Genomic DNA, 17,022 nt, shown 5'->3' on the forward strand with positions numbered 1-17,022 from the left:
TGGGTGGTTGTGATTTTTTGAGGGTATCGCTTTCAAATGGCCTGGTTTGGAAGGGGTTTGACTGTGGTGCAGAGGTATTATTTTGGCTGGTTTTGCTGGTGTTGGTAGTTCGACTCTGCATGATTACACCCACAGTTTTTTCAGGATATTGTTCTTATTTTGCCATAGTTTAGCAATAATTTGGGTATTCTGTTATGAAAATTATTTTAACTAAACTCTTGCTCGTAAAGGTGTAAGAGATGTTGAGAATGGGCAAAAATCTGCTTTTTTTATTCTAGTTCGACTATTTTATTACTATGTATAACTGCAATGTGATGCTTGCGGTGATGGTAGCGATCGCCCGAAAATCTATCTTTGCATCAGTATTTCTCGGAGTCTGGAGGAAGCTAATTTCTTTCAATTTATTAAATATATCCCTGGGCATTTTCTATGGCTTCAGTTGCTTGTCCTACTGCTTCACTAGCGATGTCTACGGACAGGGAAGCCGCTGTTACTGAATCTATAATGGCATTTATCAGTTACAAAATCTGTAATCCTATCCATCACCATTGATTTGCTAATATTACTTATAACAACTTCTCTCGGCGAACTAAATTTGCTCTCAAGTCTTCAATCTCTACCAATAATTCTACTTCTTTATTACCAATTAGTGTATCAGTTGGTAATTCTTGTAACCGTTGTTCAACACTATTAAATAATGTTTGTAAATCGGAAATTGCTTTTAACTCAGGAGCATTTATAGGCAGTTCGTCATCCTTTTGGCTCAAATTCTGTAATTTTTCTAAGAGTGACTGTATTCTTCCCGCTATTCCTGAATATCTTTGAACCAATTTAATATTTTTTGCGGATATTGTTATTTCTTTGAAAAAGATATTTGCTTGAATAAATATTGTTTCTCCTAATTCCCCTAATCTGGAAATAAGTTCTTTTTTTAGTTTTTCCAATATAGCATTAGCTTGTTTATGTTGATAAGGAGGCATTACTTGTAAAGCGTGATGAAATTGGGCAATTTCTTCTGGTGTTAATATTGTTAGTATATATGGATTTCTCTCTTGGGTTTTAAGATCCTCTTTTTGTTCATCAACAGCTATAATTAATGGTAACTGTTCAATTTCATCTGATGGTTGATTAATTTCTTGATTTTGTTCTATTTGATTAATAGCTAACTCAGGAGAAATATCACTTTCAATTACATTGATAATTCCTGGTAGGTATTCATCCATCATGATGACATTAGCATAAACTAGATTTTTAATTAAGGCAAAACTCAGTTTATCTCCATCTACATCTATGCTGGTTTTGTAGCGAATTTCTCCATCATTAAAATCTAATTCAAAATTACCATTAATCATGCCATAATTTGCTCTAGTGATAAATTCAGAAATGGTTAATCTCTTATTTTCTGGTATTTGTACAGGACAAATTGAATAAAATACAAATTGCTTTTGTTCTTCTCTAGCTTTAGCGTAGCAGTTCCATCTCCCAGTATCTCCTTCAAATGCTAAACTTAAAGCAGTATTATCTTCTATTTTGACATAAGACCAATCATCTTGATCAAAAAAGTTAATGATGCTATCAAAAAGAGTTTCTGGATTATTCTGAATAGTATCTTGTTTACCTGGTTCTAAAAAAATCTCGTTACTGAAATCTTGAAAGATGTTACCAATATCTGTAAGGATATCATTGGTGAAATTTTGGGTAGCTGTTGCTAAGTTTACTTGTGTCCATTCTTTGACAAAATTAACTATTCCTTCAGATACTTGTTCACTGGTAGTATCAGGATTATTAATAACGCTAGGATTGACGTAATACCAAAATGTATTATAGCCAATTTCTTTGTTATTTTGAGTTTGTTTTACAGATAAACATAGCCAATTTTCTGTTTGTAATAGGGGATGAATGTCTTTATTTTCTGATTGTTGTTGACTGAGATTTACTAAATAATTGGCAATTTCTTCAGGGTTGTTTGTGGTTTCTAGTAATTGTGGGAGTATGTCAGGTTTGAGGGTAATTTCTAGGTTAATTTCTATTTCAGGGAGAAATTTTCCTCCTGTGATGGGACTTTTTACTTCTGGTTTGAGGTTAAAGAGATTTTGTTGTTCTATTTGTTGGTAAAGTTCATAATTGATGGGGAATTTAAGACAACATTCGATGATTTTATCGTCTTGTTTTAGTAATGCTAAGTTGACTTGATTTATAGTAAAAGAAGAGTTAGAAGTAGTAAATAATATTAACTCTTCTAAGACTAAATCATTTTTATTGTATAAGCTCATGGGATGTATTTAATAAATATTATTCCTCTAATACTGAGATTGCTTCTTCAGGAGTTTTGCCACCATAAACTATACTTAAAAATCCTGGTAAATATCGTTCCATTGTTTTTAATCCTGGATACATAGTGTTTTTGATATAGCCATTGGTTAAAGTTTCCCCACCAAAATCTATGCAAGTTTTGTAACGGACTTCTCCATCTTCATAATCCATTTCAAAATTGCCTACACGTAACCCATAATTTGCCCTGGTTATAAATTCAGCTATAGTATTTCGTGATTCTTCAGGAATTTTAAATGGCATCATGACATAGAATAAGAATTGCTCTATATCTGTGAAAATTTGAGCATAAGCTAGTCCTCTACCATGTTCACTCTCAAAATTGATTTTATAAGCCTGTTTATCTTCAAGATATTGAGGATTCCATCCGTCTATATCTAAAAAGTTTCCTAAAGTTTTTAGTGCTTGTAAGCCTTTATTTTCACTTGTGTTTGTACTAGATTGTTGTTCTGTATTACTCATAATAAATTATTCTCCCAATTAAAATCTATTTTTTGATACCTACAATAAAACTATCACATTTTATGTGAATTTCTGCTTTTTAATTTTATCCAGTTTTGTCTTTCCTAGACCAGGAACTACATGCATAAGTTCTTTTTCTTCAATATCATTTCTACCACGTTTACGGTTATTTTCTATCAAATCGCCAATTGCCCTTGCTGGTTTTTCACCTATACCTTCTATTGCTGTGATATTTTTCACAACGTCACTTACTGGTGCATTACCAAAATCTACAGAAGGTAACTTACCTACAGACAAGTCAGGAGGTAAGTCATGATTCATTGATGGAGTGATACTGATTGGATTTGCTTTTTTCCAACTCGATTGCTGTTTAGGATCTTTTCCTGGTTCTGCTTTCATCTCATGAAGTTGAAATTTCATAGATTTAGCTAATTTAGCTTCATCCGGTATATTTGTCCTGCTTGAATGTCCTCCATAATCAACCTCAACATGATAACTAACTACTTTTTTCTCCCCTAAAACTTTATTTTTCACAGTGCTTTCCACTTCCCGTTCCATTTTACTATTTAAAGCACCTGTGATGGGTGTCAAGTTCTGCTTACTACCAGGTCCATGTACATGATGATTAAGAAGATGCCCTCTTATGTATATAGTAGTTGTACTATTATTCCTTACAGAAACTTTTTTCCATAAAGCTGACTCATCATAAGGCTCACTACCTTGAAAACCACCTGGATCTAAACTTAGAGGTTCAGCTATCATAGATTTACCATCTTCACCCTGCGTTGTCCATTTGATTTGAGATGGGGGTACTCCTTCATCTAATAACTCAATACTTGCAAGATTACTCGCAATGCTGGCTAATTCTGTTGATATTTCTTCTCCAACTCCCTTCCCTATAGATTTATCAGATTTTAATTTATCAATTTTGCTTGCACTTACTTCTATTGATTGCAATTTCTTATTATTATCATTCTTAATATTATCATCAGATATTTTTGCATTTTTAGCTTTGAGATCAGCTAAATAGCTATCTAGCACTTTAGGCGTACTGGCTATCATTAATTTAGCGGAATTATTTTCACCATTGAAGAATAGTGTATGATTTTCACCATCTTGAGCTTTAAATTTCTTTTTGGCTTTCCACCATTCTGTGATTGCAGCTACTTTTTCTTTACCTTTCTTAACTGCTCCTTTGAATAATTTCTTGGCCTTCAGCAGCAACTTATCAATAGCCTGATCAATTCTCTGGCGAATCTTACCAATAATATCTTGTACCTTCTTCGCCAAATCCCCAATTCCTAACAAGGAAGCTAAGAACCCAATTACCACGGGTAAAGACTTAGCTAAAGCATTTTCTACCAACTTCGCAGCACCATCAATTGCACCATTAGCAATAGCCGCTATTGCATCTGTAATCGCATTCACCAAATCCATGATTTGACTACCACGATTAATAAAGAACATGACAATATCATAAATTGCCATTGCTGCTTTCACAAATGCCGATGCTGGATTTAATAATCCAATAATCCACTTCACACCAGCAGTAATTACCTGAGTAATTACCATCTCTTTAATTTGCTCAATTACTGATTCTTTTAAATCATTAAAATCTTCTTTTAGATGTTCCCACATTCCCACATAATCACCATTCATTAACATGGGGAATAACTCTGAACCTTGTTCCATTGCTCCAACTACGGGTTCACCTAATAATTTCACCCCTTTACCGCGAATGTAACCCCAATTTAGTCCTAATACTTGCATGACTAAACTTAAGATTCCTGGCAAACTAAAGATATCTTCTGGTAATTGCAGACCCATTCCACCTAAAGCACCTGTTAACCAAGTAATTAAACCTGTTTGTAGGTGAGTAACAATATTTGTTGTAAAATTATTAAAACCTTGTTTAACCCCATTAATTAAATTACCTAAGAATTCTATAGGATCTGAGAGAATTTTATCAATTACACTAGCAACTTTAGCTAATGTAGTCATAAACATTTCTTTAATTTTTTGAATAGTTTCCCATACTCCTTGAATGCCTTCTTTGGCTTTAGTTAAGAATCCCTTATTTGCTTCTTTCATTTCCTGAATCTTTGCATCAACTGCTTGGAGATTCTCTTGATATTTATTAGCCAAAGAATCAATTAACTCATTTTGTTTATTATCTACAGATTGTGCCAATTCATCAAATTTGCTTTGAATATTCTCTGCTGCTTCTTTACCAATTTCTTGTAAATTTTCCGGTAAGCTAGTTACATATTCTTGAATTTTTTGTTTTCCATCAGCAATTTTTTGTTTGGCTTCATTCAGTTTATCTGCTACTAAATTAGCAATTTCTGTTAAAGCCGTATCCATTTCATTAATATATAATTCTCTGCCATCTTCAAAGAATTTATTTACTTCTGGTGGTAAACCTGTGAAGAAATCAGATGCTCTATTACCCCACCCACTTACATCATACCATTCACCATATCTTTCTTGTTTGTAAGCATCCATTTTCTGCCCGACATAGTTCTCAAATGCGGTTTTAGCAGCGTTAGACGCATTATCAAATTTACTATTAACATTTGTTTCTAAGTCAGATAAACATTTATCAACTTCAGTTTTAGTATTTTCATAAATACCATTGATGTGAGTACCAATTTCTCCTCTTTTACCCTCATCTTGACCTTTAGTTTCTTCCTGTTTTCCTATTACTTGCGTGAGAATATTTTCTTTCTCACCGTGCATTCCTTGAAGTCCAGTTTGACTTAAATTCTGTGCTTCTCCCTCAGCTTTATTAATAACTCCTTGTTCTTTTTGACGATATTCTTGTGGTGCTGTTGCTGAATGGGTTTTCGCCTCTTTTTTAGCTTCTAGCGTGGTTAAAAATTGCGGTTCATTAGATTTTGCTAATTGTTCATCGGTAATTTTTGCTTCTGCCATTTTTTGGTCAATTTCTTGACTATTTTGTTGCAATGGTGCAGAAACTTCTGAATTAGTTTTTGGTTTGGGAGCAGCATTTTTACTACCAATATCTGTAGTTGGTTGTCCTGGTTGTGGTGCTGCTAAAGGCTTAACTTCTTTTGGTGTAACACTACTAGTATCTGGTTGTTCTTTAACTTTATCTTCTATGGGGTTAGCAGCATTTTCTTTTTCATCTTTAACTTGAGAAGAAACTTCATTTTTAACTTGATCAATTTTATTATTATTTTTAAATTCTTTAGCTTCGTCTTCTGTTTTTGGGGTAATCTCTTTAATTTTATTCAAAAGTTGATTTTTGAATGCTGTAGCGTTAAATGTTCCTGGTTGTTGTCCCTCCAATTCTGCAACTTTTTGATCTTGTGCTTTTCCTTTTAGTTCTGCTTCTGGAGATTGAGCAGCATCTTGAGCTTCTTTTGATTTTGTGGCTGCTGGTTCGTGTTCTTTTGATTTTGTTCCTACACCTTTGGCTTTATTTACTACTTCTTGGAAAGCAGGATCTTGTTGTGGTGATGTGGGTGCTTTTTCTCCTGTATTAGTGGTTGTGTTACTATTACTATTCCCACTGTTTGCACCACTACTATTTCCTGTATTTCCAGTTGTTCCTGCTGCTGATGTTACTTGTTTTTGATTGTTTTGAGGTTTGTTTTCTTTTTCTTGAATACCTACTTGTTGATTTTGATTCTTAGCAGTTTCTGGTGCTGGTGAATTATTAGGTTGAGTAGCAGGTTGTTGAGGTGTATTTACAGGTGAGCTTTTAGCAGTTTTTGGGGTAATTTCTGCTGACTGTTTATTTTCTGTTTCTGCTATTTTCTGGGAGTTATTATTGTTGTCTTTATTCTCTTTTCTGGCAATTTTAGTTAATGATTTTGGTTGAACTGTATTCCCATTCTGTTGCACTACATGAGTCAATTCATGAGCTAACAAATGTTGTCCATCTCTACTTGTAGGATTATACGCCCCTTGTCTAAAAAATACATCTTGTCCTGTAGCAAATGCCTTGGCATTCAATGATTGATTTAACTGATCTGATTCACCATCTGTATGCACTCTCACACTAGTAAAATTAGCCCCAAATGCCTGTTCCATAGGCTCTCTGACATCAGCCGCTATTTCTTGTCCACTGCCTTTTTTACTTTGAATACTATCTTCTATATTGTGATTATTTGATGTTTGCGTATTTTCTGATTCGCGTTGGATATTCTGTTGTTCTATATCAGGAATATTTTTATTTTCTTGAAATGTAGGTTTATTTACTTTTCTATCTACTCTTATCCCTACTACTTCTCTATCGAATGTTTGATGAGTAGGATTTCTTTTTGTTTGAATATTCTGTTGTCCTATATCAGGAAGATTTTGATTTTCTTGAAATGTGGGTTTATTTACTCTTCTATCTACCCTCATCCCTACTACTTCTCTATCGAATGTTTGATGAGTAGGATTTCTTTTGGTTTGAATATTCTGTTGTCCTATATCAGGGAGATTTTGATTTTTTTGAAATGTAGGTGTACTTACTTTTCTCTTTACACTTATTCCTACTACTTCTCTATCAAATGTTTGATGGGTGGGATTTCTTTTTCTTTGTGTTTGAATAGGGTGATCTATGTTTGATGTAGAGGGTGGTGTGTTGATGTGATTAACTACTTCTGTGGCCACGTTTTCTGCTTCTTGTTCATATTTATCGTTGGGTTGCCCTATGGTTAATTTAGGTTGTATATTTGGTTGGGTTGGTGGTTCGGGTGGGAATATGGGAACATTTTTCAAGTCCAGTCCATAGGATTTCCCTTGGTTCGTTTTCTGTTTCTAGGTCTATGTCTGTACTTGGAGGTTGTGATTTTTTGAGGGTATCGCTTTCAAATGGCCTGGTTTGGAAGGGGTTTGACTGTGGGGCAGAGGTGTTATTTTGGCTGGTTTTGCTGGTGTTGGTAGTTCGACTCTGCATGGTTACACCCACAGTTTTTTTAGGATAATGTTCTTATTTTGCCATAGTTTAGCAATTTAGTTCATTCTTCTGAAGATTCTTGAACCGATACCGATATAGAACGGGATATTGGCAAAGAAATCGCCGTTGAATCCGCTGCTGATGCTAACTTGGGTAGTTCCAAGGCTGTGATTAAAGAGACATTACTTAAAGAATAACCAAAAATTTTATCATAGTTAGAGGCAACAGCTAAAAATGCTCCTCCTAAAATATATATTGGTAATGGTATCGAAAACGCTTGTAACCATTTAAAAAACTCCGCTAAAGCAAACAGGACAAAAAAGCATACCAACCAAACTCTCATGATTCTATCTGCTCCATACTTAGCCATCTTTTCACTAATTTTAGATTGATAAAATTAGAAAAATGCAAATACATCCTGAAAATTAAGAATTGTTACCTGTTACCGTTCAATACCAGTTAAAGTATGCTAGAAAATCTCAGTTATGGTAAGAGAAAACGAATAGGGACAACATAGGCATCTTTTTTTGTGCCTTTCTCCCGACTCCTGTTTATACCGTCCTGGTTAATCTAGTGTTATTCTTAACATCATATAGGATTACTATATAAGTAGAAAATATAACAAATATCTATGGATAATCCAAATCTTGAACCTGAAAAAGTACGCCGTCCACTTATGACTCTTGAACGTCCCAAAAAACTTAAAATTCTGGTTGTTGATGATGAACCAGATAATTTGGATCTGCTTTATCGGACATTTAGGCGTGATTTTCAGGTGCTAAAGGCTGATAGTGGTGTGAGTGCTTTGCAATTGTTGGAGACTGAAGGGGAAGTTGCGGTAATTATTTCTGATCAACGGATGCCGGAAATGAAAGGGACTGAATTCCTGAGTCGAACTGTACCACAGTTTCCCGATACGGTGAGAATTATTTTAACTGGGTTTACCGATATTGAAGACTTGGTAGAAGCTATTAATGCTGGACAGGTGTATAAATATATCACGAAACCTTGGGACCCTGGCGAATTAAAAGCGGTAGTGCAAAGAGCCGCAGAAACCTATGATTTGCTGAAACAACGGACAGAAGAGTTACGTCGCGCTCATGCTCAAATGGATTTATTGACTGTTTTGGTAGAAGTAACTCAAGCAGGATCTAACCTAGAAGATACCCTAAAACCAATTGCTCAAGCCTTTGCAGAGACTTTAGCGGCTGATGGCTGCATTTTACAGCTTATAGAAGACAATACCCTGTCTAAGACCCAAGGAGTTTACAGTGAGACTGGGACTATAAAAAATTGGTTAGAACAAGATCCATTAACTAGTGAAGCGATCGCGACAAATCAACTGCAACTTTCCTTGAATATCCCTAAAGATAGTAATTTAAATAGTATAAATCACTATGAAAATAATAATGTCAAAGCACATTTGGTAATTCCCATTAGCTACCGCAGTGAAATTGTAGGCGTTTTATCAATCCAGTGGCAACAACCATGCAGTTTACGAGAAGATGAACTCAAGCTGATTCACTTATCAGCGGAATTAGTAGCGATCGCTCTAGCTAGTAGTTGCTGCTCTTTAAAAGCATAAACTACACAATTTCACTCCCATCAAAATGACTTTTCCTCCCCCTTGTTCCCTAAAAAATGAGTAACGAAGTTCGCACTATATTTAACCGGATTGCTCCCGTATATGACCAACTTAACGATTGGTTAAGCTTAGGACAACACCGTATTTGGAAAGAAATGACAGTAAAATGGAGTGGTGCTAAACCTAGTAATACAAGCTTAGACTTATGTTGCGGTAGCGGTGATTTAACTTTTCGCCTAGCGCGTCATGTAGGGATCACAGGCCAAGTTTATGGTGTAGATTTTTCTACAAACTTATTAAATACGGCTAAAGAACGCTCTAAAAATTACTATCCCCAACCTTCTATCACTTGGGTAGAAGCAGATGTATTAGAATTACCTTTTGAAAATAATTATTTTGATGCGGCTACTATGGGTTATGGATTAAGGAATGTTAAAGATATTCCCCGCAGTCTCCAAGAAATCCGCCGTGTTCTGAAACCAGGTGCAAAAGCAGCCATTTTAGACTTTCATCGCCCAACTAATGAACAGTTCCGCGCTGTACAACAATGGTACTTAAAGAACTGTGTCGTCCCCATCGCCACTAATCTGGGCTTAAAAGAAGAATATGCCTATATCAGCCCCAGTTTAGACCGCTTCCCCATTGGTAAAGAGCAAATAAAATTAGCACTTCAAGCTAGTTTTAGGGATGTTACACACTATCCTATAGCTAACGGTATGATGGGAGTATTAGTAGTCAGCAATTAAAAATTCTAGCAAACTCTGAAGGGCTAGTAGTTAGAAGTCGTAGGGGCGAAGCATTCGGAAAATAAACTTGGGAAAAAACCGATAATTTATCGTCCGAATGCTGATGCTTCCAGTCCCGTCAGGGATACGCCCCTACTTGGAAAAAACCGATAATTTATCGCCTGAATACTTCGCCCGTAAAGGAGTCAGGAGGAAGAAGAATTAGGAGGAAGAAGAATTAGGTGGATTTGTCTCGAATTTTATTATATATATCACCCCCCGTACTGGGTGCAGTAATTGGCTATTATACAAACGATATAGCCATAAAAATGTTATTTCGTCCCTATAGAGCAGTTTATATTTTTGGAAAAAAATTACCTTTTACACCTGGTTTAATTCCTAGTAATCAAGAACGACTAGGACAAAATATTGCTAATGCGATTATGAAATCGCTACTAACTCCACAAGAACTGCAAAATCTAGCGCGGAGACTTTTGCAACCGGAACGAATCCAAGGCGGAATTTTCTGGTTATTACGGCTGATAATTGACCAAATTAAAGGAGATAAAAATCCCCGTAGCACGAAAATTTTAGCAGGAATTTTACGTGATTTGTTGGGTGAATCTCTACCACGTCTTTTAAAGGTTTTAGCGAGACAAGAAACATTTTTAGAAACACAAATTAATCAAATATTTGATAAAGTATTACTAGAATTTCAACTTACTGAAGAACAATCTATTAGATTAGCTGATTGGTTATTAGAGGTGGTTTTACCTCCGGATATATTACGACAAATTATAGTTGATTTTTTAACAGATCGGACAATTCAAACTATTGATGAAAGTTTTCGAGAAAAAACCAGCGGAACTTATTGGGTAGTGGCAAATTTGTTTGGTTTAAAGAATACTCTCACTCGATTGCGGACATTTTGTTTAGATGAAAAAGAAGCAACTAATAAACGGTTGCAAGAATTAATTAAAGATTTAAAAATGCGCGATCGCATCAAGGGATTGTTACAAAATTTATCTTTACAAAATTTACCAGTTGGTACTGTCCGTCAATTAAGAAAAACTATTAGGGATAGTGTTCGTCAATATCTGCAAAATAGTGGTAGCGATTTGCTCAAAGAATTAACGGAATCAGCCGACTGGGAAAGAATTTCTATTGTTTTGTTAAATCGGTTAAGTAGTTCACCAGTTGTCAATACCTCTTTGGAAGTAGTTTCGCGGGATTTAGCATTAATTTTAGAGAAGTATTTAGAGAGAGATTTAGAAATTATTGTCGCTCAAGCAATTCCTATTTTATCTATAGATCAAGTAATTGTAGAACGAGTAAAAGCTACCTCTCCGGCTGAATTAGAAAATGCAATTGAAGGAATTGTCAGAAATGAATTACAAGCAATTGTAACTTTAGGTGGTTTTTTAGGTTTTTTTGTGGGTTTATTTCAAGTAGGATTTTTATTTCTAACTCAATAGGATTAACAATTGATAATTGACAATTGATAATTGACAATGGGTAATTGGTGAAAAATGTTCTCTCTGTTCTTTGCCTCTTCCCAATCACCAATCACCAATCACCAATCACCAATCACCAATCACCAATCCTCTAAGATTGTTGTTTACCTTGAGCGTCGCATTTTTTTCCCCAACACCGTTCCAAAAGTTGGATGCGCCAGAGAATAGCGAAGCGTTGGGGATTCCAGACTAGTTGATGATCATGCCTAAATAATGGCTGGTTTAAATATTGCCAAAGAGGAAACTTAATTTTTGTGTGCTTAGGATTCATGGGAAGAAGAAGATACTATAAAATTGCTTTGACAGTAGTTGGTAATATATTGAATAAAATGCAACTACTAATACTTTCATAATCTAAGATTAAACCAAGATTTCGTAATTGTCTTGCTGGGAATTGCGGAAGTTTAAAAAATTTTACTTTTGCAGGTTTTCAGGCAGGGGGAGTGGATTCTGAGCTTGTCTATGAGAGGTAGACGACAATGGCTGAACACTAAAAAGAAAATTTTGATATGCCATAGACATTTGTCTAGCTACTTCATCAACTGGAACACTACCAAAACTTGTTCCCAAACCAGGAATAGCAACTATATTAATCTGATGTTGTAAACTATTGCAATACAATTTATTATGTTGACGAATAGCCAAAAGTGTTGACCATATAGCCTGGTACACATGATCCTTTCCAGCCATAGATACCTGCATTCTCAGGGTAGGTGTGTGAGCAATAAATGGGTGTAGGGCATGATTGGTTTCTAAAATAAAAGATGTTCCTAGAGGTTGTTCTCCTAAATACACTTCTTGAATCCGTTTTTGTAATAATTTTTCTACATCTTCGCCAAAAAAGCTGAGAGTTGAGGCATCCACACTATGAGCAGAAACTAAAGAACTAGCCGCCGTAACTACACAATCGAAAAAAGGTAATTCTTCAATAGTACCATTAACTATTTCTACATTGGGTAAATTGGCAAAGTAGTCAGCAAAGGTTCTACATAAAAAAGCTTTAGAGTCTAATAAGATTAATTTTAGGGGAATTTCATAACTCCATGTTTGACAAGAATCTAAGTTAGCAATTTTATTTTTATAGTTTGATTTATCTATTAAGAATAACAGATGGGAATTCAACAGGGTAAAAATAGCATCAATATTCAAAGTGATATCAACTAATTTATCTAATGTTAAACCTTCCGTTGTCTCTAGTTGGTAAATTAATTTTCTGAGTGTATGATATACATCTAAGAATAATAACTGTAAAGGTTCATCAGCGATGATAGGATAACGCAGTAACTTGAGACAATTTTCTAACCCATGTACAATTCTTTGCATACTCGTAAACCCTAGCATTGCTGCACCACCCTTGAGGCTATAGGTGGCACGGAATATAGATTCTAATTCATAACGATCATCAATTGTATTTTGCAGTTTGAAGAAACCTTGATATATTGTATTTAAATGTTCTTTTGCTTCTTCAACAAAGTAACCTATAATTTTTTGAAAATCTTCTGGTTTCATGGCTTTTAAAAATTAATGGATAATTAGTAATGAGTCATTACTCCTGTCACCTGTCACCTTTTCCCTGTTCTTTGTTCCCTTAAATTGAGATTACCCATTTTTAACTTAATTTATATCTCAAGCGCCAAAAAACCGCCTTGGGTGGTAATGTGCCAAGACGGTTGTATTATTTACTTTAATTTTGTCCGACTACTTATTCAATAGTGTGAGCCTGTTTTCCGGTGGTTAATAGCAGTCATAGCATCAGGTTTGAGTAATTTACCGTTATCTACGGTTGCATATATTACCCAATGATCACCACATTCTAGACGCTGCTGAACGGAACATTCTAGATATGCACAAGCTTCTGTCAAAACTGTACAACCATTATCTGCTTCAGCTATGGGGAAGTTAGCGAATCTATTTTCTCCAGGTTCAAAACTCTTGCGGAAATGTTTCATGTATTCGACATGAACACCTTCAGGAAGAATATTCAGAGCAAATTTACCACCAGGATATAATAGAGATTCAACTGCTCGATCTTTAGCGATCGCCATCGTAATTCCCGGTGGATTAAATGTAGCTTGAGATACCCAAGCACCCATCATCCCTGTAGAAAATTCTCCCTGTTTGGCTGTAATCACACATACAGAACCAATAATGCGACCTACAGCTTGTTCTGTGGGGGTTGCAGCTTGTTGGGGAACACGAACTTTTTTGGCTTTGCGTAAACTTTGAGCAAAGTCTGTACCGACTTCTTCACAATATTTGAGTGTAACTTCATCCGGTTTAAACTTGACTTTCAAAGTATCAAAACCAAAACGATAACCAGCGTCCCGGAGTTTACCTTCTACCAAGTCTAAAGCTTCACCACTCCAACCGTAAGAACCAAATACTCCCGCTGGTTTAGTATTATCACCGGTAGAGAGGACAATCCCTAAAGCGGTATGAATAGGCGTAGGTGCGTGACCACCAATGGTAGGAGTCCCAATAATAAAACCATCTGCTTGTTCTAAGGTGGTACGGATTTCGTCAGCACCAGCAAATTCACAGTTAACAGATTTAACCGCAACGCCACCTTTAGTTAATCCTAATGCCATCGCCTGTGCTAATGTAGCAGTGTTGCCATAGGCTGAAGCATAAAGTAGTGCAACGGATATTTCTCGATCTTTTTGAGCGCGACTCCACTCACTATAGGATTTTGTGAGGTCAATTAAACTAGTCCGTACCAAGGGACCATGACCAACAGCATACATTCGCACTTGTAAATCAGAGATTTTCTCCAAAGCTGCTTCCACATGGGTCGCATGAGGAGCCATGAGACAATTAAAGTAATAACGTTGATCTTCTTTAAAGTTTTCCCAATGATCATCAAATATTTCATCACCACAGATATGAGCGCCAAAAAGCTTATCTGTAAACAGAATTTGGGTTTGTTGATCATAAGTACAAAGTGCTTCTGGCCAACGGGGACTAGGATTAGGTAAAAATTTCAAAATATGACCTTTACCTAAATCGAGGGTTTCTTTCCCCCGCATGACTAAAACTTTGATATCTTGATCTGTGAAAGCCGCACGTAAGTTATTAGCAGCAGGAAGAGAACAAACAAAAGTAATTTGTGGTGCGATCGCTAAAATTGCTTTTAAAGTTGGGACACGATTGGGGTTAAAATGTCCCAAGATGACATAATCCAACTTTTGCAGATTGATTGTCTTCTGTAATGCTTCTAGATAAATTTCTGTAAAGGTTTCGGCTGGTGGATCTGTTAATGCAGTTTTATCGGCTTCTATTAAATAGCAATTGGAAGTAGTACCACGTTCCAGTGCATATTCAATTTCAAACCTGAGACGTGATTTACTCCGTGATCTGAGAACTTTTGTATTTGTAGCAATAGGGAGAATTTGTACGTCTCTTGGCTTGGAATCACTCATGGAAGTTTGTTGTGGAGAAAAAACCTGAGAAACCCAATTTTTAGCGGATTCAACAGCGTTAGAAAATGAATCTGGAAGTGTCATAATAATTATGAAAGATGGGTAAATAATTGATAATTGACAATTGACAATTGATAATTACCCCTCCCGTTAAGGGAGAGGATTAAAAAATGAAACCCTGTTATCTTTTTTCACCAATTACCAATTAATAGTAATTTCCTACTTTGCGATGACGAACTGCGGTAATACCATCAGGTTTGGAAACTTTTCCATCTTCAACGGTGCAGTATAGAATCCAGTGATCACTACATTCCATGCTGTTGACTACTTCACATTCCATGTATGCGAGTGCTTCGGTAAGAATGGGTGAACCATTTTTAGCAGTTTGGATTTTTACATCTGCAAATCTATCAGCACCGGGATGTAAACGTTTGAGAAAATGCTTTTTCAAATCTTGATAATTGCCTTCTTCCAAGACATTGAGAACAAAGCGATCGCCTATTTGCAATAAAGTATCCAAAGCGCGATCTTTAGCTACAGCAATGGTAAAACCTAAAGGCTGTAAACTAGCTTGTGTTACCCAAGAAGCAATCATTGCCCCGCTCACATTTTCTTTTTTCGCAGTGACAATATATAAACCATTGCTAATTCTTCCCAACGCTTTTTCCATGTTCACGTCGAGAGATTTAATTTGTTTAATATTGCGTTCTCTGACTAACAATTGTCCTAAAGCAACACCCACTTCTCCACATAGTTTATAGGTAGAATCTCCTGGTGTTTCCTTAATCCGAATAGCGGGGAAAGCTTCCTTGACACCCAAATCAATAAATTTCCGCCGGAGGGTATCAATGGGTTCATCATTCCCACCATAAGATTCAAATAAACCAACAACTTGTTTATGTTTAGCAACTGCTAATAATGAACTAATTGCCGCTTGAGCTTTAACTGCATTGGTAGAAGGCATCCCGACAATTAAACCAGATGCTCTCCCTGCTAATTCTTGAATTTCTTGACTGTCTGCGGTGTTGAGATCCAATACTTCTACACCGATACCAGCTTTTTGCAAACCATCAGCAATAGCGTGTCCCAAGCGATCGCTATATCCATAACCAAAGACATAAAACAAGCCGACAGTAGTTTCCGTTTTTGCTTGTTTTTGACTCCAATTATGATAACATTCAGTGAGAAGGTCTAAATTATGATGTAGTAATGGTCCGTGTCCGTTGGCAATAATATTAATTTTACCTAGTTCACCCATTCTCTTCATTGCATTCAACAAAGAACGAGCATTTGGACCCATCAAGCAATCATAATAAAAACGAAAATCAGCTTCAATTGCTTCTAAGTCCTCATCAAAAGTGCGACTATCACAAAAGTGCATTCCGAAGGCATCACAAGTGTAGAGAATTTGGGTTTTGCGATCAAAACTAAAAATAGTATCTGGCCAATGTAAATTTGGCGCACTGACGAATTCTATTTCATGTCCTTTACCAATATCTACGCGATCGCCACTTTTAACAATTCGCTTAGAAAAAGGTTCATGTACCAAACCTTCCAAAAATTGCAAAGCTACTTTAGAAGCTAGAACAGTCGCTCTAGGAGCTAACTGTAAAACATCTTCCACCAAACCACTATGATCCGGTTCAGTATGGCTAACAATTATATAATCAATAGTTTTAGGATTAACTAAACCCTTGAGAGTATCTAAATACAGATCACGAAACTTCTGGTGAGAAGTATCAATTAAAACTGTTTGTTCACCCCTAATTAAATATGAATTATAGGTTGTACCATTTTGTAAACCAAATTCAATATCAAAGCGATCGCGATCCCAATCAAGAGAACGAATCGCAGTGGTATTAGGCGCAATTTCTACAGTTTGTATAGTTAATCGGTTCTGAATGTTCTCGGAAATAGCTACCATTATTTCACCAGAGCAAATAAACAATCATTTCTTCTGCCCCCATTCTCGCTATTATTCTTTTTTAAAGCTGTAATGAAACGTATATTTCGACAAATTAAAGTTGTAACAATAAATACAATTTTTAGGCGTATTTTTTAACTAAAGAAATAC

Annotated in this window: 12 protein-coding genes; 3 read left to right on the forward strand and 9 right to left on the reverse strand. The window is 35.8% G+C overall.

Annotated elements, in window-relative coordinates; translation table 11 throughout:
• Positions 1 to 566: 566 nt before the first annotated feature.
• The 5 genes from FJR04_RS19345 to FJR04_RS19365 form a co-directional block, all read right to left on the reverse strand.
• Positions 567 to 2,273 carry a YbjN domain-containing protein gene (locus tag FJR04_RS19345; RefSeq protein ID WP_168497774.1) on the reverse strand — a complete coding sequence of 569 codons (1,707 nt, stop codon included), beginning with the start codon at positions 2,271 to 2,273 and terminating at the stop codon, positions 567 to 569.
• Positions 2,274 to 2,292: 19 nt separating this feature from the next.
• Positions 2,293 to 2,793, reverse strand: coding sequence for a YbjN domain-containing protein (locus FJR04_RS19350; RefSeq protein WP_168497776.1), 501 nt, complete (start codon positions 2,791 to 2,793; stop codon positions 2,293 to 2,295).
• A gap of 60 nt (positions 2,794 to 2,853) precedes the next feature.
• Positions 2,854 to 7,527 carry a DUF4157 domain-containing protein gene (locus FJR04_RS19355; protein WP_168497778.1) on the reverse strand — a complete coding sequence of 1,558 codons (4,674 nt, stop codon included), beginning with the start codon at positions 7,525 to 7,527 and terminating at the stop codon, positions 2,854 to 2,856.
• Entirely contained in the window at positions 7,469 to 7,705 is a 237-nt protein-coding gene (locus FJR04_RS19360; protein WP_168497780.1) for a hypothetical protein, read from the reverse strand. Before FJR04_RS19360 ends, FJR04_RS19355 begins: the two co-directional genes overlap by 59 nt.
• A gap of 61 nt (positions 7,706 to 7,766) precedes the next feature.
• A complete protein-coding gene (locus FJR04_RS19365; protein WP_168497875.1) occupies positions 7,767 to 8,048 on the reverse strand; it encodes a hypothetical protein in 282 nt (93 codons plus the stop codon).
• 288 nt (positions 8,049 to 8,336) lie between these two features.
• Here FJR04_RS19365 and FJR04_RS19370 point away from each other — a divergent pair, with 288 nt between their 5' ends.
• The 3 genes from FJR04_RS19370 (at position 8,337) to FJR04_RS19380 (ending at position 11,490) form a co-directional block, all read left to right on the forward strand.
• On the forward strand, positions 8,337 to 9,290 hold the full coding sequence (locus FJR04_RS19370; RefSeq protein WP_168497782.1) for a response regulator: 954 nt from the start codon (positions 8,337 to 8,339) through the stop codon (positions 9,288 to 9,290).
• A 56-nt stretch (positions 9,291 to 9,346) separates the two neighbouring features.
• The gene (ubiE, locus tag FJR04_RS19375) at positions 9,347 to 10,036 is read left to right on the forward strand and encodes a bifunctional demethylmenaquinone methyltransferase/2-methoxy-6-polyprenyl-1,4-benzoquinol methylase UbiE (RefSeq protein WP_168497784.1); all 690 of its coding nucleotides are present in this window, start codon (positions 9,347 to 9,349) and stop codon (positions 10,034 to 10,036) included.
• 221 nt (positions 10,037 to 10,257) lie between these two features.
• Complete coding sequence (locus FJR04_RS19380; protein WP_168497786.1) at positions 10,258 to 11,490, forward strand: DUF445 family protein; 1,233 nt, start codon at positions 10,258 to 10,260, stop codon at positions 11,488 to 11,490.
• 130 nt (positions 11,491 to 11,620) lie between these two features.
• On the opposite strand, the gene FJR04_RS19385 is transcribed toward FJR04_RS19380, so the two are convergent.
• The 4 genes from FJR04_RS19385 to FJR04_RS19400 form a co-directional block, all read right to left on the reverse strand.
• Entirely contained in the window at positions 11,621 to 11,800 is a 180-nt protein-coding gene (locus FJR04_RS19385; RefSeq protein WP_168497788.1) for a hypothetical protein, read from the reverse strand.
• A gap of 143 nt (positions 11,801 to 11,943) precedes the next feature.
• Entirely contained in the window at positions 11,944 to 13,038 is a 1,095-nt protein-coding gene (locus FJR04_RS19390) for an Hpt domain-containing protein (protein WP_168497790.1), read from the reverse strand.
• Positions 13,039 to 13,235: 197 nt separating this feature from the next.
• A complete protein-coding gene (locus FJR04_RS19395) occupies positions 13,236 to 14,948 on the reverse strand; it encodes a diflavin flavoprotein (RefSeq protein WP_168497877.1) in 1,713 nt (570 codons plus the stop codon).
• 205 nt (positions 14,949 to 15,153) lie between these two features.
• On the reverse strand, positions 15,154 to 16,872 hold the full coding sequence (locus FJR04_RS19400) for a diflavin flavoprotein (RefSeq protein WP_168497792.1): 1,719 nt from the start codon (positions 16,870 to 16,872) through the stop codon (positions 15,154 to 15,156).
• Positions 16,873 to 17,022: the final 150 nt, after the last annotated feature.

Origin of the sequence: Anabaena sp. UHCC 0204 (assembly GCF_009711975.1) — a bacterium.
Classification (GTDB): Bacteria; Cyanobacteriota; Cyanobacteriia; order Cyanobacteriales; family Nostocaceae; genus Dolichospermum.

Coding starts and splice junctions, on each gene's coding strand:
- FJR04_RS19345 (WP_168497774.1), bottom strand. CDS start 2,273: ATGAGCTTATACAATAAAAATGATTTAGTCTTAGAAGAGTTAATATTA.
- FJR04_RS19350 (WP_168497776.1), bottom strand. CDS start 2,793: ATGAGTAATACAGAACAACAATCTAGTACAAACACAAGTGAAAATAAA.
- FJR04_RS19360 (WP_168497780.1), bottom strand. CDS start 7,705: ATGCAGAGTCGAACTACCAACACCAGCAAAACCAGCCAAAATAACACC.
- FJR04_RS19365 (WP_168497875.1), bottom strand. CDS start 8,048: ATGAGAGTTTGGTTGGTATGCTTTTTTGTCCTGTTTGCTTTAGCGGAG.
- FJR04_RS19370 (WP_168497782.1), top strand. CDS start 8,337: ATGGATAATCCAAATCTTGAACCTGAAAAAGTACGCCGTCCACTTATG.
- ubiE (WP_168497784.1), top strand. CDS start 9,347: ATGAGTAACGAAGTTCGCACTATATTTAACCGGATTGCTCCCGTATAT.
- FJR04_RS19385 (WP_168497788.1), bottom strand. CDS start 11,800: ATGAATCCTAAGCACACAAAAATTAAGTTTCCTCTTTGGCAATATTTA.
- FJR04_RS19390 (WP_168497790.1), bottom strand. CDS start 13,038: ATGAAACCAGAAGATTTTCAAAAAATTATAGGTTACTTTGTTGAAGAA.
- FJR04_RS19395 (WP_168497877.1), bottom strand. CDS start 14,948: ATGAGTGATTCCAAGCCAAGAGACGTACAAATTCTCCCTATTGCTACA.
- FJR04_RS19400 (WP_168497792.1), bottom strand. CDS start 16,872: ATGGTAGCTATTTCCGAGAACATTCAGAACCGATTAACTATACAAACT.